The following is a 20,676-nucleotide window of genomic DNA, read 5'->3' as shown; positions in this document are numbered from 1 at the left end:
CACTAGATCGCGTGTTAAGCCTCTCTTTTGCTTCTTTTACATAGCGTTCTGCAGCCACGCCTTTCGCATGCATGGAAGACGGGTTCCCATAGTCCTCGCACATCACCTTGCGGACCAGATCCCCGACTTCCGGGTACGCCATTGTGGTTGCAGAATTATCCAGATATATTTCTTTCATGATTTCACTTCCTGAACAATCATTTTGTCATTATCAATATATGTATGACCCCTGCCGTCTGCGCTAAGGCTCCAGGTGGTACATCAGGATCGAAAGCACCGCCATCCCCGCCGTCTCTGTACGAAGGATCCTCTTTCCCAGGGTAACAGGAAGGGCGCCTGCCTGTCTGGCTCTTTCCACTTCCTCTTTTTCAAATCCGCCTTCCGGGCCGATAAAGATCCCGATGGATTCCCCGGGCGGATCTTGCCGATCACAGAACGGGTATGATCCATCGCTTTCGCCAGCTCATAGGGGATCAGACGCACGTCCAGCTCCCCTGCCAACTCCAGCGCTTCTTCAAAAGACATTACCTCCCGGATCCTGGGAATATAGCCTCTTCCCGCCTGCTTTGCCGCGCTTTCGGCAATCTGCTGCCACCGCTGCACTTTTTGGCCGCTTTCCTTAAGTCCAGCTTCACCACACAGCGCTTCATCTCCACCGGGATTACCTGGCAGACGCCAAGCTCCACCGCTTTCTGTACGATCAGCTCCATCTTTTCCTGTTTGGGAAGCCCCTGAAAAAGATAGATCCGGGAAGGCAGCTCGTGTCCGCCGGATGTTCCTCAAGGATCTCCAGTCTGGCGCTCTCTCCCGGATAATCCAGGATCCTGCACCGGTACATGCGGTTATTGCCGTCGCTGACCATAACCTCCTCGCCGGGACGCATCCGGAGTACATTTTTCATATGATTTACGTCCGATCCGTAGATCTGAATCTCCCCGTCCTCCACCTGAGAAGGGGGAACAAAAAAATGCTGCATGCCCTGCTCCTTTACTCTGGCTTTCTGGCAGTCACAGACACCCATTCTCCCTGATGATGCACCTCCAGGACTTCCATGCCTGCGTCTTCTACCGCCTGTTTTACCGTTTCTTCTTTGTCATCAATAATACCGCTGGTAATATAGATCCCGCCTTTTTTCAGCTGATGGAGGATCACCGGCGTCAGCGGCACCAGCACGTCTGCCAGGATGTTGGCAGCCACAACGTCATACTTTTCAAACCCGGCTTTCTCCTGGATCTGCGGCTCATCAATAATATTCCCGATCATCACTTCATACTGGTCATCCCGGATGCCGTTGGCTTTCATATTTTCATGCGTAGCGTCAATGGCGCAGGGATCCAGATCTGTCCCCACAGAATAAGAAGCCCCGAACTTTAACGCCAGCATCCCAAGGATCCCGCTTCCACATCCAACGTCCAGGATCCGGGAACCGGGGGACACATATTTGCGGAGCTGGCGGATGCACAGCTGGGTAGTCTCATGCATCCCGGTGCCAAACGCCGTGCCCGGATCAATGTGGATCACCATCTTGTCGCTGTCCTTTGCCTCCACCTGCTCCCAGGAGGGGATCACCAGAATATCGTCAATATAGAACTGATGAAAATACTGTTTCCAGTTATTGACCCAGTCCACATCCTCGGTCTGGGATTCTTCAATCGTACCTTCTCCACGTCTACATAGGCGCGCATCTCTTCCAGCTCCCGGCGGACCTTCTCCAGCACTTCGGCCGGATCTTCCTCTTCCTCCAGATAAAACGTAAGATACGCCACCCCGTCGTCTGCCGGGATCTGCGGCAGGATGTCCACAAACATCTGCTCTTTGTCCTGTGCGGTCAGGGGGATCTTATCTTCGATCTGCACCCCCTGGATCCCAGGTCCATCAGCATGCTGCTGACAATATCTTCTGCTTCTGTCGTCGTCTTGAGACGGAACTGATTCCATTTCATCGAATGAAACCTCCTTATCCTGTTCTATAAAATACCCAGATGTTCCAGCAGGATCTTGGTTCCGATGAGGATCAGGATCACGCCTCCTGCCAGTTCTGCTTTTGCCTTAAATCTTGTCCCAAATATATTTCCTATTTTAACACCTGCCGCAGACAAAGTAAATGTGATCCCGCCGATAAAGCAGACGGCCGGAGAATGTTTACCTTCAGAAACGCAAACGTTACGCCCACCGCCAGTGCATCGATGCTGGTAGCCACTGCCAGGGCCAGCATCGTCCGGACATCCAGAGACGCGTCTGCCGTCTCGCACGCCTCCGGGCCCACTGCCTCTCTTACCATATTTCCGCCAATCATCCCAAGAAGGATAAAGGCGATCCAGTGGTCCACCGATGTGATCACATCCCGGAACTGTACGCCCAGAAAATAGCCAAGCAGCGGCATCAGAGCCTGAAACCCTCCAAAATAAAGGCCGACGATCCCCGCCTTGCCGGCGCTGCACTGCTTCATGGCAAGGCCCTTACAGACAGACACCGCAAAGGCATCCATAGACAGGCCTACGGCGATCAGAAACAGCTCAATCCAGCCCATCTGTTTCCACTCCCTGCTCCCATTCTTTCTCCCGGAACCCCACCAGGACACGGTCATCCGTCACCAGGATGGGACGTTTTACCAGCATTCCATCCGACGCCAGCAGGTCGTACTGCTCCTCCTCGCTCATCTGCGGGAGTTGATCCTTTAATTTCATTTCTTTATATAGATTTCCGCTGGTGTTAAAAAAGCGCTTCAGCGGAAGACCGCTTTTTTCATGCCATCGTTTCAGCTCTTCCCTGGTCGGATTCTGCTCTTTGATATCTCTCTTCTCAAAATCGGCTCCCTGCTCCTGCAGCCACTTTTCCGCCTTTTTGCAGGTAGAACATTTGGGATAACAGACAAATAACATGGTACTTCCTCTCTTTCTCTCTTGTACGGATTTCCGTGAAATCGGATATCCTTTTTCGTTTTCTGTTAAAATATCGCTAAGGTCGGGGTGGATTCATTTCCTTTCGCCCTTCTCTCTTCTAAAATAAATGGTAGTTTTTTAAGGAGGCATTTCTATGGATACAAACATTGGTTTACTGATACTTATGATCATCGGGGCAGGCGCAGGCGTGATCACAAGCCTCTATCTGCTCATCAGCTTCCCGGCGATCATCATCTGGAAGATCTACCGGAAGATCCGCTATGGATACAAATTAACGGATTAATCCCATCTCTTAATAATATCCTTTCCAGAAATTCCGGTACATTGTGACCGCAGTTTCTCCGTAGCGGCGTAAAGTAGTAAGGACTCCTTCTTCCACGGGCTCGTCTGCCCGGACCATCACATACCGGAGTCCGGCTTTTCTGGCATAGTGATCCGCTTTCCTAAGATGCCAGCCGCTGGTAACCACCGCACAATCCGCAAATCCGCAGTTCTTCATGGTCGCAGCCCCGTATTTCAGGTTGCGGTAGGTGCAGTCTGCGCGTTTTTCCAGGATCAGATACTGCTCCGGCACTCCAAGCTCCAGAGCGTATTTTTTCATCACTTCTGCCTCCACCCTGGAATTGGCCACCGCCCCTCCTGACAGCAAGAGATAGCGGACCTTTCTTTCCTTCCACAATTCTACCGCCTTTTCCACTCTTTTTTTCATGACCGGGGACGGCGTCCCGTCTTCCATGGCATGGAATCCGCACACCAGCGCACAGTCGCAGGTATCCTGCTCCCACCGTTTTTTTGGCGCAGGGAACAAAATCTGGAAAATGACCAGATTAATCCCCAGCACTCCAAGCAGCGCGCCGCAGATTCCCAGGATCCACTCCTTTATTTTCTTCATAAAAACTCCTCTTCTGTTCCATACTTGCTGTAACTTTGTTCATTTTACCCTTTTACCGGAAAGATTGCAAGCCGAAGGCCATATATTATAGAGAGAAAAGAACTCCCGGAGATCTCTTTCCCATGCAGATTCCTAAACAAATGCTCTTGCAGACTCTGGTTCGGACGCTGGTTCGGACACTTCTTCTTATCCTCTTTTTTTCCTTCTGTTACTTCCTTGGCGGCGCCCTGGGAGAACTCTTCAGCAATTCCCGGGATGCCGTCCCTTCCTCCGGCCTCTCTTCTGCCTCCAAAAGCTGGGGCCTTAGCTACCAGGAAGAGGGGTAAGGCGCCTGTCGGGAATGAATCCCCCGAAGCGCTGGCCGCTCACCAGGCTTACTATGTAGGCAGCTCCGGCAAAAAAGCCATTTATCTTACCTTTGACTGCGGATATGAAAACGGAAATACCGGAAAGATCCTGGACACACTGAAAGAAAAAGAAGTTCCTGCCGCCTTCTTCCTCACCGGAGACTTTCTTGCCTCTGCGCCGGAGCTGGCGAGGAGAATGGTCCAGGAAGGCCACATTGCCGGAAACCATACAGACACCCATCCAGACATGACAAAATTCTCCTCTCTGGAAGAATTTCAAAAAGAACTGACCGCCGTAGAAACCGTCTTCCACGAGATCACCGGCAGCTCCCTGGCCCCCTTTTACCGGCCGCCTCAGGGCATTTACAGCGACAGGAGTCTGGAATACGCAAAAGAAGCCGGATATCACACCATATTCTGGAGTCTTGCCCATGTAGACTGGAACCAGGAAGCACAGCCCGCCTGGGAAGAAATGTACGAAAAACTCGTCCGGCGCATCCATCCGGGGGCCATCGTCCTTCTTCACAGCACCTCACAGGCCAACACCGAATACCTGGGCAGGCTCATCGACGAATGGAAAACAGCGGGATATCGTTTCGGAAAATTCAATTTGGGACGTAGTCCTTTTGCAAAGGACTACGTCCCAAATTGACAAATGCCCTGTACCTAATTGAAAAACACCCTGTACCTTTTACTCTACTGTAACGGACTTTGCCAGGTTTCTTGGCTTATCCACATCGCAGCCGCGACCGAGGGCAATGTAGTATCCGAAAAGCTGCAACGGGATGATGGCCAGTGAATTGGTAAAATATTTGTTTGTCTCCGGGATGTAGATCACATAATCCGCCGCTTTTTCTACTTCTGTGTTGCCTTCAGTGGTAACGGCCATGACGAATGCTCCCCGGGTCCGGACTTCTACCATGTTGCTGATCATTTTTTTGTACAGATTTTCCTGTGTCAGTACAGCCACAACCAGGGTTCCTTCTTCGATCAGGGAGATGGTGCCGTGCTTCAGTTCGCCGGCAGCATAGGCTTCCGAATGAATGTAGGAAATTTCCTTGAGCTTTAAGGAGCCCTCCATGGATATAGCCTGATCTACGCCGCGGCCGATGAAGAACACGTCTTTTGCAGCCAGATACCGGTTGGCAAACCGCTGGATATTTTCCTGGTTGTTGAGGAGCATCTCGATCTGTGCCGGCAGCCCCTGCATGTCTTCCAGCATCTTTTGCAGGCCTTCGTCACTTAATTCTCCCCTGACATGGGCAAATTTCATGGCCAGCAGATACAGCGCGATCAGCTGGGCAGAGTACGCCTTGGTGGTTGCTACGGCGATCTCCGGCCCTGCCCAGGTATACATCACATTATCTGCCTCTCTGGCAATGGAGCTGCCCACTACATTGACGATCCCAAGCACCCTTGCTCCCCGTTTCTTTGACTCCCGCAGCGCAGCCAGGGTATCCGCCGTCTCTCCGGACTGACTGATCACGATCACCAGGGTGCCGTCGTCCAGGATCGGATCCCGGTAGCGGAACTCACTGGCCAGATCCACATCCACCTGGATCCGGGACAGGCCCTCAAAAATGTATTTACTGGTATGCCCGGCGTGGGCCGCCGAACCGCAGGCCACCACCATAATCTTGCGGATCCTGCGGATCTCCTCATTGGACATGCCCAGTTCCTCGATGACGATCTGTCCGTCTTTGATCCGGGGTGAAAAGGTATCCGTTACCGCTTTGGGCTGTTCATACATTTCCTTTAGCATAAAATGTTCATAGCCGCCTTTTTCCGCCGCATTCACATCCCACTCGATATGAACCGCTTCCTTTTCGATCGGCTCTTCGTCTACGGTAAAGTATTCCATGGATGACGCCGTCATCCGGACAATCTCTTCATTCTCGATAAACACCACGTCCCTGGTGTACTTCAGCACAGCCGGCACGTCAGAGGCCAGAATATTTCCTCCCTGCGTGTGTCCTACGATCAGCGGGCTGTCCTTGCGGACCGCATAAAGTTCTTCCGGATGATCCTTAAAAATGATCCCCAGCGCATAAGAGCCTTCCATCCGATGCATGATCTTCGTCACCGCTTCCAGCGGATTGCCCTTGTAATAATAATCCAGAAGGTGGGCGATCACTTCTGTGTCCGTCTCGGATACAAATACATAGCCATGGCGCTCCAGCTTTTTCTTCAGCTTCAGATAATTTTCAATGATCCCGTTGTGAACCACTACAATGCTTTTATCCTGATTAAAATGCGGATGCGCGTTCACATCTGACGGCGAACCGTGGGTCGCCCAGCGGGTGTGACCGATCCCCAGCGTTCCCGGCAGCTTCTCTCCTGCATGGGTCAGTTCACTTAACACCTTCAGCCGCCCTTTTGACTTCACCATGTCAATCTCTTCTCCATTATAGACCGCGATCCCAGCCGAATCATATCCCCGGTACTCCAGTTTTGACAGACCATCCAGAAGGATCGGCGCTGCCTGCTGACATCCGATATATCCTACAATTCCACACATAATCTTCTTCACTCCTTACGCGATGACAATGTTTGCAAGTTATTTGTACAAAAAACCGCTTTTTTTGCACTATCAAGTGGTATTGTAACAAATCAGAGATTTGATGTAAAGAAAAAGAGGATGTTTTCACACCCTCTTTTTGTATCTTTTTTCATACACTCGCTTCTGTCCAAAGATTCTGTCTGAAGATTCTCTCCAAATCCGCCTGTCTCCAAAACAGCTCTGCAGCTTTAATCCAGGTCAATGATATCCACTTTAAATGTATCGTCCGGTTCCATATGACCGCGGCGCTTCTTCGGCTGTTTGCTTAACAGTTCATCCAGGTCATCGATGATATCGTCGTCTTCGTCTTCAAACTCTTCGTAGTCGTCCTCGAAATCATCTTCATCCAGATCCACAGCGCCATAATCGTCAAATTCTTCTTCTTCGTAATCTTCAAAATCCTCGAAGTCATCAAAGTCATCCTCATCATCCAGAACGATCTGCGCCGTCTGGGCGGGCTTGCGGACCGCAGGCCCCGATTTTCCGGATTCGGAAGACCTGCTCTTTGCTCTGGCTGGTTTTTCTTCTTCCTCATCTTCGTCCAGATCAATGCCATATTCGTCATAGAGATCATCAAGCTCCAGATTTCTGTGACGCAGTTTCACGGCAACAACGATCAGAATGATCACCAGCGCCAGGAATACCGCTCCTGCCACGATCACGATAATATCCAGAAAATCCCGGATCACAGAAAGGATCTTTCCCCAGATTCCTCCCGGCGTGGAACCGCTGTCATTGCTGTCAGCGGAAGCAGCATTTTTTACGTATCTCTGATACGTTCTGTCTACTGTATCATACTGATAAAGGCCTTCTTCCCCGTCCGCATTCAGGGCATAGATCACATAATAATCTGCCTCTTCTGTATTCTGCCACACCGGAAACTCCTTGCCGTTTAACGTCAGTGTGGTCTCCTGATAGGTGTCCGGCAGATCTACCTTTCCGTCACTTCTCAAAAGAACAATATAACGATCCGCAGACAGCTCGACCTGTTCAAACGGAGCAAATGTGCCATTGTCACTGTCATACAGGAAGAAATCCGGCTCTCCTCCGGAAACAGGAGTCAGATAAAAGGCAGAACGCCCACTGGCTTCCTGTGTCACAGATTCGCAGGATGTCCCCTCATACTGGGTCTCCCCTCTGACAAATCCGACAGGGATCAGCGCATCCGAAAACCCGCTGGTAATCGTATACTGTTGTCCGTCCACTTCCACCTGCGGACCGTTCGCAGAGGCTTCCATGGAGGCAGATTCTTCTTCCTGTCCTTCTTCCTCCTGGATCAGCGACGGATCCCCGGGGCCCACAGACACCTTCGAGCTCCCGTTGATCAGATCCAGCGGATCTCCAACTGCATCCACGCCGGAGGAACTGGACACTTCAATACTGGCATCTCCTTCTGCCAGCGCCTGGAAAGTCAGGGTAAACGATGCTTCCGTAGCGCTTCCTCCATCGCCGGAGATCGTTACCGTACCATTGCCGCCTGTGGCGCTGTCTCCGCTTACAAATTTAAGCATAGCCGGATCATACGTCAGCGTTGCCTCCAGCTGATCCATCAGAACCGGTGCTGTAAATACGGCCGTCACTTCTACTTCTGCGCCCACAGTCGTGGAAGGATCTGTAAACCGAAGCTCCCCTTCCGCCGCATATGTGATCATGGAAAATCCTGTGGTCAGCATGCAGACCATCGCAAGAACTGCAAGCAATTTCTTAAAATTTCTCATGTGCTTTCCCTCTTTTTTCTATCTATGATATACCGGCCCCGCTCTTTCTATTCGCAAAAGGAAGGCCGGCATGCCTGTCTGTCCCAATCACTTACCAGGTCTGAGTCGTTCCGGTCCCGTCTCCGGTTCCCGTGCCTCCTCCGGCCCCGTCTCCGGTTCCCGTGCCTCCTCCGGCCCCGTCTCCGGTCCAGCCGGTGTCTCCGGTGCCGTCTCCGGTCCAGCCGGTATCTCCAGTGCCGTCCCCGGTCCAGCCGGTATCTCCGGTTCCGTCCCCGGTCCAGCCGGTATCTCCGGTTCCGTCCCCGGTCCAGCCGGTATCTCCGGTTCCATCCCCGGTCCATTCCGTATCATCCGTCCATTCCGTATCATCCGTCCATTCGGTGTCATCAGTCCAGCCGGTATCTCCGGTGTCTTCATAAATCTCATCATCCGAAGCGCTGGTTCCATTCGCCCGCTCCTCGATGCCGGCGCCGATCTCCTGAACTGTGCTGGACGCAGTATATCCGTCGTTTCCAAACAGGAACTGATGGAGGTCTTCCACACTCTCGACCAGAGAATTGGGAATGACCACGCTTCCCACCTGATTCAGCGTATCTGTGGTATTATCCTCCGGGAAACCGGTGGTTTCGCCTATCTTATATTCCGTAACATCCTTCAGATACCCCAGCATTTCTGTCAGAGTAAAATTAGTGGAAACCTGGGGAAACACCTCATCCGCGATCTTGTTGAGAGCGCTTAAGTTCATGTGCTGTGCCTTATCTGCGATCATCATCAGGATGGTCCGCTGCCTGCCGGACCGGGTAAAGTCCCCGCCCGCAGTGTAACGGATCCGGGAGTAAGCCACCGCCTGCACGCCGTTCAGATGATAGGTGCCCGGCACCACAGGATCGATCTTTTCGTAATCCTTGCCCGTCACCTCAGAAGTCTCCACACAGTAATTGTTCATATGGACGATCTCTTCCGCAGTCATGGTTACATCCAGTCCTCCGACCGCATCTATGACATCCACCAGGGCATTAAAATTCACGGTGACATATTTTTCGATATTCATATCCAGGTTGCGGTTCAGCATGGACACGGCTTCCTCCGGGCCTCCAAAGGCGTAGGCCGCGTTGGCTTTGTTAAAGCTGCCGTCCTCCATCTCCAGAAGCGTATCCCGGAACACAGACACCAGCTTGACTTCTTTGGTCTCCCGGTTCAGGCTTGCGATCATAATGGTGTCGCTCCGGTTCCCCTTGCCCAGATCATTTTCTCTGGAATCCAGACCAAAAAGCGCCACATTCACAAATCCCGTCTCATGTTCTATTTCATCAGAAATATTTAAGTTTTCTGCATTCAGCCGGGTCAGCTCGATCCTGCTTAGCTTGCTGGCCAGGATCACAGTCCCGATTGCCAGAACCGCCAGCAGCGTAGAACTTAAGATCACCGCGATCTTTTTCCCCGTCGACCAGGACGCAAATCCTCTTTTCTTTCTCCTGCCTCTCCGATATCGGCGTCTTGTTGCCATAGCCTCTATCCTTTCCTTCGTATCATTCCCTCAAATTATATTCGTTTTACATCATACCTTATTTTCTGCGAAAATTCAACATTTACCCCCACTTTTCGGCTCTTCCAGAACGAACCCGATCCATGACCGCAGAGAATATTTCCGGTAAACCGAAGGAGGGAGTTCTTCATACTCGCCGGTAAAGAACACATTGTCCGGATCCGGCTCTCCATCGTAAACATAAATGTTGGTTTCCCGAAAAAAATCGTAATTTCTTACTTCCGGGTTGGTCGTGATCAGCTTGCGCTTTGCACCCAGACATTCCAAGGTGCGGATCGTAAGCCCCCTTTGTCCGTCCTGGGGCGCGTCCAGGATGCACCTGGATTCCCCAAACAGCTCTGCCAGCTCCTCTCCGGGGATCTTTTCCCGCTGAAACTCCTGAAACCGCGCTTTCCGGTATTCTCTGGCCGTCAGCTTGTGGTAGACATATTTCAGCCTGGAGGGCATATAGTGATAAATAAACTGTCTTGGCAGACAGGGACGCAGCGCCGCTGCCATTTCATTGATCTGGCGGTACTTCCTGGGATGAGCCGTTCCCACATAGGTACAGTCGTACTTCCAGGTTCCGGCGGGCTTTTCTTTCCCGACCGCTTCATATCTTCGGTTATAAAAAAGCGGGAGCAAGGTACAGTCCGGGTTTTCCCGGGCGTCTTTGGGATCAAACGTAAAGATCCGGTCAAAATACGGATGGATCTTCTCTATATAAGGAAGATTTTCCCTGGAATCCCACTGATACAGAACAAACCTTGCCCCGGTTTGCGTCTCTTTCATCCGCTTTACCATGTCCGGAAAAAAAGCAAAGGTCATCCCTGCCACTACAAGCACTGTATGGTACTGCTTTTTTCCCAGTCCTGGCAGGATCTTTTTACGAAACGTGCGTTCCATGGCGCCGCGGATCAGCTTCTTGCTGATCCTGCCGGCAGCTTTGGAAAGGCTGGAATTGCTGTAAGTGTCACAGAGGTAATCCGCCTCATACCCAAGGGCTCTAAGCTCTGTCAGGATATCCTTATAATAATTGAAAAAAACAGGTGCGATCAGCAAGATCTTCTGTTGTTCCATCCGCCTTACTCATCCCCTTCCAGACTGCCTGCCGCATCCTGCGCGCCGCTGTCGCCGCCATCTCCTGCAGCAGATCCGTCTGCACTTTCATCCTCCGACTCCTCAGGATCCGGATAATAGCCGGTGATATATGCGATATTGTCACTGATAAAGGTCAGCGTCTCCGTCGGTGTATAGGGTTCTCCCGGGAACAGGAACTCATGCAGATCCACTACGTTTTTCTCCAGTCCCACCGGCACCACATAAGAGCCGGTATATCCGGGCACCGCTTCCGGTGTGGCCGCGTCAAAGGGGAATCCTTTTGTCTCCCCTATGGTGTAGTCAAACACGCCCACGGCCATGGACAGGATTTCCTTTGGCGTAAGACTGGTAGATACTTCCGGCAGTACCTCGTCAATGATCTCATTGATCTTTACAATGCCGGCTTTCTTGGCCTTTTCCGCTACCTTTTCGATCAGAAGCCGCTGACGCTCGGTTCTTGTAAAATCTCCTCCCGACGTATAGCGGATCCTTGCATAGGATACGGCCTGCACGCCGTTCAGATGATAGGTGCCGGCTTCTTCCGGCTCGATCCTTTCATAATCCTTGCCTGTGACTTCGGATGTTTCCACACAGTAATTGTTCATATGAACAACTTCTTCGTAAGTCAGATCCAGCTCGATGCCACCCAGAAGATCTACTACGTCTGCCAGAGCCAGGAAATTGACACTGACATAGTCCTGAATGTCCAGATCCAGATTCCTGTTCAGCATATTTACCGCTTCTTCCGGACCTCCCTGGGCATAGGCCACATTGGCCTTGTCATAGTGCTGGCCTTCCTGCTCCAGCATGGTATCCCGGTATACGGACACCAGCTTCACTTCTTTGGTCTCATTATTCAGACTGGCGATAATGATGGTATCGCTTCTTGCCGGGCCGCCGTCCTCGCCGCCCTCGCCTCTGCTGTCATTTCCAAACAGGGCGATGTTGGTATATCCTTCCTGCGTCCAGCCGTTGGTGTCTACATTCAAGGTCACATGATCCAGTTTATCCAGTTTAAAGATGGCATACGCAGCCACAGATAATGCTGCAAGGATCAGGATCTCCAGTAAAAGGACCAGGATCCTCCTGCGTCTTCTCCTGCGGATCCTTTTCTTTCTCTCTTCCTTCGCAAGCCGGACTTCTTTTGCAGTCCTTTTCCTCTGCTCCGGTCTTACCGGGCGTTCCTGTCTTTGGTCTCGTCTCTTTGCCATATCTTCCCCTTTATGATCAATAGGCGTTCTTATTTACAAATCCTTTAAAAAATGTAAGGATAATAATCTTGATATCCAGTCCCAGCGTCCAGTTCTCAATATAATACAGATCATATTCGATCCGTTTATAGATAGAAGTGTCTCCCCGGTATCCATTGATCTGCGCCCAGCCGGTGATTCCCGGACGAACCTGATGCTTGATCATATATCTTGGGATCTCTTCCCTGAACTTTTCCACAAACTGGGGACGCTCCGGTCTTGGTCCGACCAGACTCATATCTCCCTTAAGTACGTTAAAGAACTGCGGGAACTCGTCAATACTGGTTTTGCGGATCAATTTCCCCACCGCAGTCACCCGCGGGTCGTTTCTGGTGGTCCACTCCCCTTTTTCTGTCATCTCGTTCTGCACCACCATGGAGCGGAATTTGTACATCTTAAAAGGCCGGTTGTGAAGCCCTACCCGCTCCTGTACAAAGATCAGCGGTCCCGGGGACGTAGCCTTGATGGCAATGGTCACCACAAGCATCACCGGTGAGAAGATCACGATGGCCACCAGCGCTCCGAAAATATCTACGATCCGCTTCAGCCACCGGTTCAGCGGATCATTTAAGGGAACTCTGCGGATGTTGACCACAGGCAGCCCCTGAATATCCTCCGTATAGGCCCGGCTTGGGATTACTTTATTGTAATCCGGCACAAACTTGGTATGCACCCCGGACTTCTCGCACATATTTACAATGCGCTCCAGCTTATGATATTCTGCAAGGCCAAGGGTGATAATGATCTCATCCAGACGGTTCTGCGGCAGTACGATCTCCAGGTTGTCAATCCTTCCCAGGACTTTCACGCCTTTGTATTCCGTACCCCTTTGCATATTATCCGCGAGAATCCCCCGGATGTTGTACCCCCACTCCGGATTCTGGCGAACCCTGTCGATGTACTCCTCCGCAGCCCGGCTGTAGCCGATCAAAAGCACATGCTTCTGATTATAGCCTTTGCTCCGCATCCTCCGCAGCGCATAACGGATCACATTTCTGGACAAAACTTCCAGAAATACATTCAGCACATAGAAAATAAAAATCATCAATCGCGAAAAATCCGACTGATGGCGGAAATACAAGATCAATATAAAAGCCAGCAGGCCGATGGTATTGGCCTGGAGCACGTTCCACGCCTCCAGCCTTCTTCCCCGCATCCGCCTTGGCACATACAGCTGAAAAATATAATAGAGCAGCAGATAACCCGGCACAATAAAAATCAGCGCCGACAGATAGGCCCGCAGGGATAAAAACCAGGGGTCTAATTCAAAAATCCCGCTTTTAAATCGCAGATACCATGCAAGTACATAGGAAATGATGATAATGATCCCGTCGATTGCTACCTGCAGACGATTTAAAAGCGGTTGATTTTCCCGTATCACAACATCATCAACTCCGAAACTTTTCCGTAATAATTTTGTAACATACTCAACTTATCATACATTATTTTGCACAGTTACGCAAGGAAAACACAACATTCTGTATGATTTTTAAGAGAAACATAAGTTTTTCACGAAAAGAGTCGAAGGATATTGATCCACAGTTCGATCTGAATTTTTAAATAATTCCGAATATTTTTCTTCTGATACCGGACTTTTTTCTCTTTTTTCATCAGCTCCGGCGCTTCCAGAAGTCCTTTTATGTATGCCTTCCCCATTCCCTTTTTCAGGAAAAACAAAAATTTCACCAGAAACCCTGCAAACAGGAAGGGCAGATTCAAAAAAATCTGAAGCGGCGGCATATTTTTGTAAATCAGATACACATTATTTCTGGCCGACAGATGCACTTTGAACTCGTTGTGTCTGGATCCGCTGGACGCGCTCCCTACATGGATGATCCGGGCTGACGGCACATAGAGGTTGTGATAGCCCGCAATCCTGGCCCGGTATCCCACGTCCACATCTTCCAGATAGGCAAAATGAGCCTCGTCAAAATCACCGATCCGGTCAAACACCTCCCGCCGGTAAAGCGCCGCGCCCCCGCAGGCTGCAAACGCCCGGCAGGCGCGGTTATATTTCGCAGCGGACTTGTCCTTGCCCCTGGCAAACGCCCAGCCAAACGCATTGTAAAACGTACCGGCGCTGTCGATCTTTGTCCGGTCCTGATACTGGATCATCTTTGCCTCCGCAGAAAAAGCAGCAGGATCCGCCTTCAGAGCAGCTGTCAGATAATCAATGGCATGGCGGCAGACCAGAGTGTCGTTGTTTAAGAGGAATACATAAGGCGTCCCGGCCTGTTCGATCCCCACATTGACAGCCCTGCAAAATCCATAATTCTTCTCCAGAAACACACAGCGGACCCCGGGATATTTTTCCTGTACCTCTTCCATACTGCCGTCCTGCGAGGCATTATCTACGATCAGGATCTCTGTCTCCTGGTCCGTATTTTCATAAATGCTCTCCACGCAGGCCAGCAGATATTCTTTTCCTTTATAATTTGGTATTACTACCGTTACTTCTTTCATACCAGCGCCTAATTCCCTTTCAGCGAATAGTCCCACTTTTTCAGACTTAAATTGCGATTATACATCGGATCCCCGTTTTTCAGGATCTCGATCCACCGGTTCCGCATAAATTCAATCTCGCTCTGAAACCTGCGGATCTTCTCCGGCGTATCCTCGGCTCCCCGGCTTTTGGATTCATAGTGATAAAGCTCTGCAAAGGGATCAAAAACCACCAGATACCCGGCCTTTCTCACCTTCAGGCAGAGATCTACATCATTAAAGGCCACTTTGAGCTTTTCCTCAAATCCGCCCACTTCCTCAAAGGCCTTTCGCTTCATCAGCATACAGGCCGCTGTCACCGCGCTTAAATCCTGCTGCAGCACGGCTTTGTGCATATATCCGGTATAGCCCCTCTTCAGGCCCACGAACATATTTCCGGCAATGCCTCCGATGCCTACCACGATCCCTGCGTGCTGCACCGTATCATCCGGGTAATAGAGTTTAGCTCCCACAATGCCTACTTCTTCTCTTTCACAGTTGGCCAGAAGTTCCTCCAGCCAGTCTGCGTCGATCACCTCAATGTCATTGTTCAGGAACAGCAGATACTCTCCTCTTGCATAGCCTGCGCCAAAATTATTGATGGCAGAGTAATTAAACTCATCCTTCCAGTATACGACCCGCACCTGTTCGTCCTTCTGCAGCTCCTCATAATAAGAAAATGTTTCTTCTTCCACACTATTATTTTCAATGACGATGATCTCATAATTGGAATACCCGGTCTTTTCCCTGATCGAACGGATGCACTGTCCTAACGTATCCGCCTGATCCTTGTTGGGGATCAGAATGGATACCAGCGGACGTTCCCGTAGGGCGTATTTCACCCGGTAGAACCCAAGGTCTTTGGTGTGAGAAACTTCCGCCTCCTGGCCGCACCGTTTCAGATGCTCTTCTATGGCCCGCTTTCCGGCATCATAAGCATACATCTTGCTCATAGGATTATCCGCCGTAGACGCCTTGTGGACTCTCCAGTGATAGAGGATCCTGGGGACATGTCCCACAGCCTTTGCCTGCTCCACCAGACGCAGCACCAGGTCGTAATCCTGGGCTCCGTTAAAGGCTCCCCGGAACGCTCCCACCTGCAGGATCAGCTCCTTTTTTGCCACCACAAAATGGCAGAAATAATTATTGGAGCGAAGAAGATCCAGGTTAAAGTCCGGTTTGAAGTGTGGAGCAAAATACTCTCTGGAATCCGAGGTGATCTTATCCTCATCCGAGTAGAGCACCTCCACATCCTCCCTCTCATTCATACATTTTACCATTTCATAGAGAGCGTCTGCGGTCAGAAGGTCGTCATGGTCCAGAAACCCGATGTATTCTCCGGAAGCAATGGAAAGCGCCGCATTGGTGTTCTGGGCGATCCCTTCATTCTCCGGCACGTCTTTGACCTTTATCCTGGGCTCCTCCGCACAGACCGTTCTAAGATAATCGCCCACTTCCCGGCATGAAGGATCTGCATTGGCAATGCACAGCTCCCAGTTTCCGTAGGTCTGCGCCCGCACTGAATCGATCATATCCGCAAGAAACGGGATCGGAGTGCGATACACCGGCACCAGAATACTGATCAGAGGTCGCTTTGCAAAGCGTTCTCTCCTCTGTCTCTCTAACTCTTTCTCATCCGGAACATGCCTCTGATACCACTCCTGGTAATCAATGTCATCTTTCTGAAATCTCTCGGTCAGTTTTACCCAGAAGCCTCTGGCTCCATAGTGCCGGAAATAAAGTATCCCCTTCTTAATATTATAAGGGGATACTTTTTTCAGCATATCCATATAGTCGATCTTATTTTTCATAGATCTAATCCTCACCTTGCACTTCTACGCCGTTATAGTTATCAATGCCTTTCATCTTCCGCCATCTCTTTTTCAGCTTTCTGTAAACGCCCTTGGGAAGATATTTCTTAAGATACTGCTTCATCCGGAACTTAAACACCGCCTTAAAGGAGCCCCGCAGCGCAAACACCTGATTCATCAGAGCCAGCATCTGATCGTAATAAGGCCCGATGCCGTTATTTACCAGCACCTGATTGTAGCCCCTTACATAATGGCGGAGATTCTGATATTCGATCGCCGCGAACCGGTCCGTCATACCGATGGCCGGATAATATCCGGACTGCTGTACCACAAAGGGATAGATCCGCTCAATGGCATGGAGCAGCGTGCCGTCGATCTTGTTGGGCTCCGGCGGGAAATCCTTGTATTCCCAGTTTCTGTCATAAAGAGGCTTCATGGCCTTTGGGCGGAACCAGAACATGGTGCCAAGCGGAGCTACCGGCGGCGCCAGCACATTCATAGGCACCGTAAGCCCCAGCTCTTTGGCCAGCTTTCTGGTTACATTGTAATTGGGTCCCCACTCAAAGCCAATCGTTGTAAAGAAGGTACTGTGGTTGGGCTCCGGCGGAGATAAAATCCCAAGCCTCGGATTATCTGCAAAGGTGCGGATCACATTTGCCACATAGGCTTTGTTGGACAGGGTGTTTTCAAAACACTTGTAGGCAAAGGACGCTCCGATGGTCCCCGGCTTTACCTGGGCCGTCTTCTTGTCATGGACAAAGCAGACCAGATCGTAATCCATGATCACATCCTTGACGCCCACCAGCAGACTGCTGACGTCCCTTCCCCGGTTCTCGATCAGCCGCACCTCCAGTTTATGGCAGGGCAGCCCCGCGAACACCTTCTCGATCGCGGCCTTCTTTTCCGGCGTATCTGTGGTCAGGTAAATGTCTGCATTTTCCGGCATGGATGACACATGCCTGTAAGATTCCTCCAGGAGGTCTTCAAAATACAGGTGCATCACCAGAGCCACCTTATGATCTGCGGTCTGTTTTTCCAGCGCCTCCCTGTCATACTGATTGGTGGGAAGCACATAAGTCAGGTTCAGATTCTTGACAATGTCATACTGATGATAATTCCGAAGAATGGTGTCCCAGATCATATCCACGTCATAATCTGTGTGGTACCTAAGGTACTCAAAGAGTTCGCTGGTCTGTTCTCCGGTTGTGTTCTTCAGGAAATCATCTACCATATGGAAGAAACTGCGCTTTTTAAAAATCGGGCATCTCCTCTCTTCCACCAGCTTTTTCGGACACATCATCAGCGGATATCCGCTATAATTTCTAAGATCCTCAAACTCCACAGAAACGCCCCAGCGGTAGCCCTGATCAGCGAAATGTTTGGTAAAGATGGACTCATGCTTTCCGACTGCCTGAGCATAATCCTCGATCATGGGCATATTTTCCCAGTACTGATGAAACGCAGGACTTGATACCAGGCTCTTTCTGCAGGCGATCCAGTGAGACTGGACATGATCTGGCAGATATCCGTACGGCGAATATCCAAAGGGATCGCCCTTGATCTTAAAGTACTCGGTCAGTCCCCAGAAGTCCAGATCCCTTGCGTCCATCTTTTCAAACGTCTCGCGGAAAGGATAGACAGGCCCCATGATCGTATTGTTCAGCATGATCACTTCATCATAGGTCTCCAGCTTTTCCCAGCCGTAGTGTTCCAGGGAAGTCTTGTACGCCCACACATCAAAGCCTTTATTTTCCCGGACAAACACTTCTCCGTATTTTTCCAGGATCTCTTTGCCTTCCCCGGTCAGCTTCCCGTTGCAGACGATGCTGATCTCCGTCACATTTTTCTTTAAGTCTTCCAGAAAATAGGGAACGTAGCTGTCTACGATCCCTCCTTTATCATAAAAGAAATAGATGGCCAGCCTTCTGGCCGTTTCATGATTAATGATCATTTCTTCTCTCCTTTGTTCTTCCTGTGGCTTAGGCCTCGCCGTATCGTTCGCACACCTTTTCCACTGCATCGTCCATCAACATCTGGCCGTGGCTTAGCAAAATAGCCCGGCTGCATACTTCCTTCACCTGATCCATACTGTGGGAGACAAACAAAAGGGTGGTACCCTGCTCCAGCATTTCCTGGATCCTGCGGTGACATTTGGCCTGAAACTGCCAGTCGCCTACCGACAGGATCTCGTCTACGATCAGGATATCCGGCGTATAGATCGTGGCCACCGCAAATCCAAGCCTGGCGATCATACCGGAAGAAAAGTTTTTAATCGGCACGTCCATAAACTGATCCAGTTCAGAGAACTCGATGATGCGGCCCATATTTTCTTCCAGCATCTCCTTGGGATAGCCAAGAAGGGCGCCGTTTAAGAAAATATTTTCTTTTGCTGTCAGATCCATGTCAAAGCCTGCGCCCAATTCGATCATGGGCGCCACGGTACCCCGGACCAGCACATTTCCGGTGGTAGGTTTTAACACGCCGGCAATGGTTTTCAGAAGCGTACTCTTGCCGGACCCGTTCTTTCCCACCAGCCCCACGGCCTCTCCTCTTCCCACCTGGAAAGAGACATTTTTCAGAGCCCAGAACTCATCATAGGCGATCTGGCGCTTGATCTTCTTAATAAGAAATTCTTTTAAACTGTCAACATTCTCCCGGTATAGACGAAACATCATGGAGACATCATTGACTTCTACGATCGGTTCCTTCATGTCCATCCTCCTCTATACCTTCAAAATAAACTTATCCTGCTGCCTGTAAAAGACCCAGAGTCCCAGGATCATCGCCACGGCGCAGGGCGCGATGCACATCAGCTGCAGGCGCAGTCCCGGCACCTGGCCGTACATAATGACTTCTCTTAGCATCTGTACGATGCAGGTCAGGGGATTGCAGGATACGATCGTTCTGACCCACCCGGGCAGCATCTCGATGGGGTAGAAAATAGGGGTCAGGTACATCCAGGCTGTGATCAGCACTCCGTAGAGATGCTGCAGATCCCGGAAGGTTACCACCAGTGCGGACAGGAGAAGTCCCATTCCCAGCGAGAACAAAAAGACATAAAGCACCGGAAATACCAGCAGGACCACGGTCCAGGAAAGCGGCGTCCCCGTAGCGACGATAACGATCAAAAGCGCAATAAATGATGTCAGAAGGTTGACAAAGCAGGAGCAGACCTTTGACATCGGAAACAGATATTTTGGCACATATACCTTTTTGATCAGAGCCGCATTTCCCAGGATGGAACTCATGGCCACGGTGCTGGCCTCATTAAAGAAATTGAAGATCACCTGGCCACACATCAGGTATACCGGAAAATTCTCAATATTTGCCCGGAACACATGAGAAAACACGATGGACATGATGATCATCATGCCCAGCGGGTTTAACACAGACCACATCATTCCAAGAAACGATCTTCTGTATTTGGTCTTTACGTCTCTTCTGACAAGCTCTTTTAAAAGTTCCTTGTATGCCAGAAAATTATGTATATAAGTCGACACCTTTTTCCCTCCATATCCTGTCCTGTGTCCTAGGCTCTCTTAAAGTCTTTAATGCCGCCCCATTTCTGATCCTTCTCGGAAATGGTGAGCTCCATGCCTTCCGGGATCGGCCACTCTACGCCGATATCCGGATCGTTCCACGCAAGGCCGCCTTCATCGTTTGGATGATAAAAATCTGTACATTTGTAAGCGAACTCTGCGGAATCCGAAAGCACCAGAAATCCGTGGGCGAAATTCTTCGGAATGAAGAACTGCTTTTTGTTCTCTGCGGACAGAAGCACGCCGTACCATTTCCCATAAGTAGCGGAGCCTTCTCTTAAATCCACAGCAACGTCAAACACCTCGCCGCTGACCACACGGACCAGCTTGTCCTGCGGATAATTGATCTGGAAATGCAGCCCCCGCAGCACGCCTTTTTTGGAGCTGGACTGGTTGTCCTGCACAAACTCCATATCAATCCCGGCAGCTTTATAATCATTGTAGTTATAAGTTTCCATGAAGTAGCCTCTCTCGTCTCCGAACACGGCAGGCGTGATAATCTTAAGCCCTTCTATTTCACAAGTTTCCACCTGAATTTTTCCCATTTTAT

The 20,676-nt window shown here is 50.5% G+C and carries 17 protein-coding genes and 3 pseudogenes; 2 read left to right on the top strand and 18 right to left on the bottom strand.

What is annotated here, in order from left to right; translation table 11 throughout:
• From ABGT54_RS07030 to ABGT54_RS07010, 5 genes and pseudogenes are all read right to left on the bottom strand, one after another.
• Positions 1–178, bottom strand: a 178-nt coding sequence (locus tag ABGT54_RS07030; protein ID WP_346663446.1) for an aminotransferase class V-fold PLP-dependent enzyme, incomplete at its 3' end; no start/stop codon positions are given.
• A 63-nt stretch (positions 179–241) separates the two neighbouring features.
• A pseudogene (locus tag ABGT54_RS07025) lies at positions 242–976 on the bottom strand (16S rRNA (uracil(1498)-N(3))-methyltransferase).
• A gap of 11 nt (positions 977–987) precedes the next feature.
• Positions 988–1,942: pseudogene (gene prmA / locus ABGT54_RS07020) on the bottom strand (50S ribosomal protein L11 methyltransferase).
• A 24-nt stretch (positions 1,943–1,966) separates the two neighbouring features.
• A pseudogene (locus tag ABGT54_RS07015) lies at positions 1,967–2,529 on the bottom strand (manganese efflux pump MntP family protein).
• Complete coding sequence (locus ABGT54_RS07010; protein WP_346663440.1) at positions 2,516–2,881, bottom strand: arsenate reductase family protein; 366 nt, start codon at positions 2,879–2,881, stop codon at positions 2,516–2,518. The pseudogene ABGT54_RS07015 and the gene ABGT54_RS07010 overlap by 14 nt, the downstream one beginning before the upstream one ends.
• 154 nt (positions 2,882–3,035) lie before the next feature.
• Here ABGT54_RS07010 and ABGT54_RS07005 point away from each other — a divergent pair, with 154 nt between their 5' ends.
• Positions 3,036–3,185, top strand: a complete 150-nt coding sequence (locus ABGT54_RS07005) for a hypothetical protein (RefSeq protein ID WP_346663439.1) — start codon at positions 3,036–3,038, stop codon at positions 3,183–3,185.
• A gap of 9 nt (positions 3,186–3,194) precedes the next feature.
• On the opposite strand, the gene ABGT54_RS07000 is transcribed toward ABGT54_RS07005, so the two are convergent.
• Complete coding sequence (locus tag ABGT54_RS07000; protein ID WP_346663438.1) at positions 3,195–3,794, bottom strand: YdcF family protein; 600 nt, start codon at positions 3,792–3,794, stop codon at positions 3,195–3,197.
• A 255-nt stretch (positions 3,795–4,049) separates the two neighbouring features.
• Here ABGT54_RS07000 and ABGT54_RS06995 point away from each other — a divergent pair, with 255 nt between their 5' ends.
• Positions 4,050–4,793: a polysaccharide deacetylase family protein gene (locus tag ABGT54_RS06995; protein ID WP_346663437.1), complete on the top strand. Its 744-nt coding sequence runs from the start codon at positions 4,050–4,052 to the stop codon at positions 4,791–4,793.
• Between the two features lie 39 nt (positions 4,794–4,832).
• On the opposite strand, the gene glmS is transcribed toward ABGT54_RS06995, so the two are convergent.
• The 12 genes from glmS to rfbC form a co-directional block, all read right to left on the bottom strand.
• Positions 4,833–6,659, bottom strand: a complete 1,827-nt coding sequence (gene glmS, locus ABGT54_RS06990) for a glutamine--fructose-6-phosphate transaminase (isomerizing) (protein ID WP_346663436.1) — start codon at positions 6,657–6,659, stop codon at positions 4,833–4,835.
• Positions 6,660–6,889: 230 nt separating this feature from the next.
• Positions 6,890–8,419, bottom strand: coding sequence for a cohesin domain-containing protein (locus tag ABGT54_RS06985; RefSeq protein ID WP_346663435.1), 1,530 nt, complete (start codon positions 8,417–8,419; stop codon positions 6,890–6,892).
• Between the two features lie 91 nt (positions 8,420–8,510).
• Complete coding sequence (locus ABGT54_RS06980; protein WP_346663434.1) at positions 8,511–9,926, bottom strand: LCP family protein; 1,416 nt, start codon at positions 9,924–9,926, stop codon at positions 8,511–8,513.
• Between the two features lie 75 nt (positions 9,927–10,001).
• Entirely contained in the window at positions 10,002–11,024 is a 1,023-nt protein-coding gene (locus ABGT54_RS06975) for a hypothetical protein (protein ID WP_346663433.1), read from the bottom strand.
• A gap of 5 nt (positions 11,025–11,029) precedes the next feature.
• Positions 11,030–12,256, bottom strand: a complete 1,227-nt coding sequence (locus ABGT54_RS06970) for an LCP family protein (RefSeq protein ID WP_346663432.1) — start codon at positions 12,254–12,256, stop codon at positions 11,030–11,032.
• A gap of 16 nt (positions 12,257–12,272) precedes the next feature.
• Positions 12,273–13,676: an undecaprenyl-phosphate glucose phosphotransferase gene (locus tag ABGT54_RS06965; RefSeq protein ID WP_346663431.1), complete on the bottom strand. Its 1,404-nt coding sequence runs from the start codon at positions 13,674–13,676 to the stop codon at positions 12,273–12,275.
• Positions 13,677–13,804: 128 nt separating this feature from the next.
• On the bottom strand, positions 13,805–14,758 hold the full coding sequence (locus ABGT54_RS06960; protein WP_346663430.1) for a glycosyltransferase family 2 protein: 954 nt from the start codon (positions 14,756–14,758) through the stop codon (positions 13,805–13,807).
• 8 nt (positions 14,759–14,766) lie between these two features.
• The gene (locus ABGT54_RS06955; RefSeq protein WP_346663429.1) at positions 14,767–16,587 is read right to left on the bottom strand and encodes a glycosyltransferase family 2 protein; all 1,821 of its coding nucleotides are present in this window, start codon (positions 16,585–16,587) and stop codon (positions 14,767–14,769) included.
• A 4-nt stretch (positions 16,588–16,591) separates the two neighbouring features.
• Positions 16,592–18,538 carry a rhamnan synthesis F family protein gene (locus ABGT54_RS06950; protein WP_346663428.1) on the bottom strand — a complete coding sequence of 649 codons (1,947 nt, stop codon included), beginning with the start codon at positions 18,536–18,538 and terminating at the stop codon, positions 16,592–16,594.
• A 28-nt stretch (positions 18,539–18,566) separates the two neighbouring features.
• Complete coding sequence (locus tag ABGT54_RS06945; protein WP_346663427.1) at positions 18,567–19,304, bottom strand: ABC transporter ATP-binding protein; 738 nt, start codon at positions 19,302–19,304, stop codon at positions 18,567–18,569.
• A gap of 6 nt (positions 19,305–19,310) precedes the next feature.
• Entirely contained in the window at positions 19,311–20,087 is a 777-nt protein-coding gene (locus ABGT54_RS06940; RefSeq protein ID WP_346663426.1) for an ABC transporter permease, read from the bottom strand.
• Positions 20,088–20,116: 29 nt separating this feature from the next.
• Positions 20,117–20,671 carry a dTDP-4-dehydrorhamnose 3,5-epimerase gene (gene rfbC, locus ABGT54_RS06935; RefSeq protein WP_346663425.1) on the bottom strand — a complete coding sequence of 185 codons (555 nt, stop codon included), beginning with the start codon at positions 20,669–20,671 and terminating at the stop codon, positions 20,117–20,119.
• Positions 20,672–20,676 lie beyond the last annotated feature (5 nt).

The organism is uncultured Merdimonas sp., assembly GCF_963929015.1.
Taxonomy (GTDB): domain Bacteria; phylum Bacillota; class Clostridia; order Lachnospirales; family Lachnospiraceae; genus Merdimonas.
This window is presented reverse-complemented; position numbering and strand designations above follow the sequence as displayed.

Bases quoted from the DNA above. Each gene is read 5' to 3' on its own strand.
- ABGT54_RS07010 (WP_346663440.1), bottom strand. From the start codon at position 2,881: ATGTTATTTGTCTGTTATCCCAAATGTTCTACCTGCAAAAAGGCGGAA.
- ABGT54_RS07005 (WP_346663439.1), top strand. From the start codon at position 3,036: ATGGATACAAACATTGGTTTACTGATACTTATGATCATCGGGGCAGGC.
- ABGT54_RS07000 (WP_346663438.1), bottom strand. From the start codon at position 3,794: ATGAAGAAAATAAAGGAGTGGATCCTGGGAATCTGCGGCGCGCTGCTT.
- ABGT54_RS06995 (WP_346663437.1), top strand. From the start codon at position 4,050: ATGCCGTCCCTTCCTCCGGCCTCTCTTCTGCCTCCAAAAGCTGGGGCC.
- glmS (WP_346663436.1), bottom strand. From the start codon at position 6,659: ATGTGTGGAATTGTAGGATATATCGGATGTCAGCAGGCAGCGCCGATC.
- ABGT54_RS06985 (WP_346663435.1), bottom strand. From the start codon at position 8,419: ATGAGAAATTTTAAGAAATTGCTTGCAGTTCTTGCGATGGTCTGCATG.
- ABGT54_RS06980 (WP_346663434.1), bottom strand. From the start codon at position 9,926: ATGGCAACAAGACGCCGATATCGGAGAGGCAGGAGAAAGAAAAGAGGA.
- ABGT54_RS06975 (WP_346663433.1), bottom strand. From the start codon at position 11,024: ATGGAACAACAGAAGATCTTGCTGATCGCACCTGTTTTTTTCAATTAT.
- ABGT54_RS06970 (WP_346663432.1), bottom strand. From the start codon at position 12,256: ATGGCAAAGAGACGAGACCAAAGACAGGAACGCCCGGTAAGACCGGAG.
- ABGT54_RS06960 (WP_346663430.1), bottom strand. From the start codon at position 14,758: ATGAAAGAAGTAACGGTAGTAATACCAAATTATAAAGGAAAAGAATAT.
- ABGT54_RS06955 (WP_346663429.1), bottom strand. From the start codon at position 16,587: ATGAAAAATAAGATCGACTATATGGATATGCTGAAAAAAGTATCCCCT.
- ABGT54_RS06950 (WP_346663428.1), bottom strand. From the start codon at position 18,538: ATGATCATTAATCATGAAACGGCCAGAAGGCTGGCCATCTATTTCTTT.
- ABGT54_RS06945 (WP_346663427.1), bottom strand. From the start codon at position 19,304: ATGGACATGAAGGAACCGATCGTAGAAGTCAATGATGTCTCCATGATG.
- rfbC (WP_346663425.1), bottom strand. From the start codon at position 20,671: ATGGGAAAAATTCAGGTGGAAACTTGTGAAATAGAAGGGCTTAAGATT.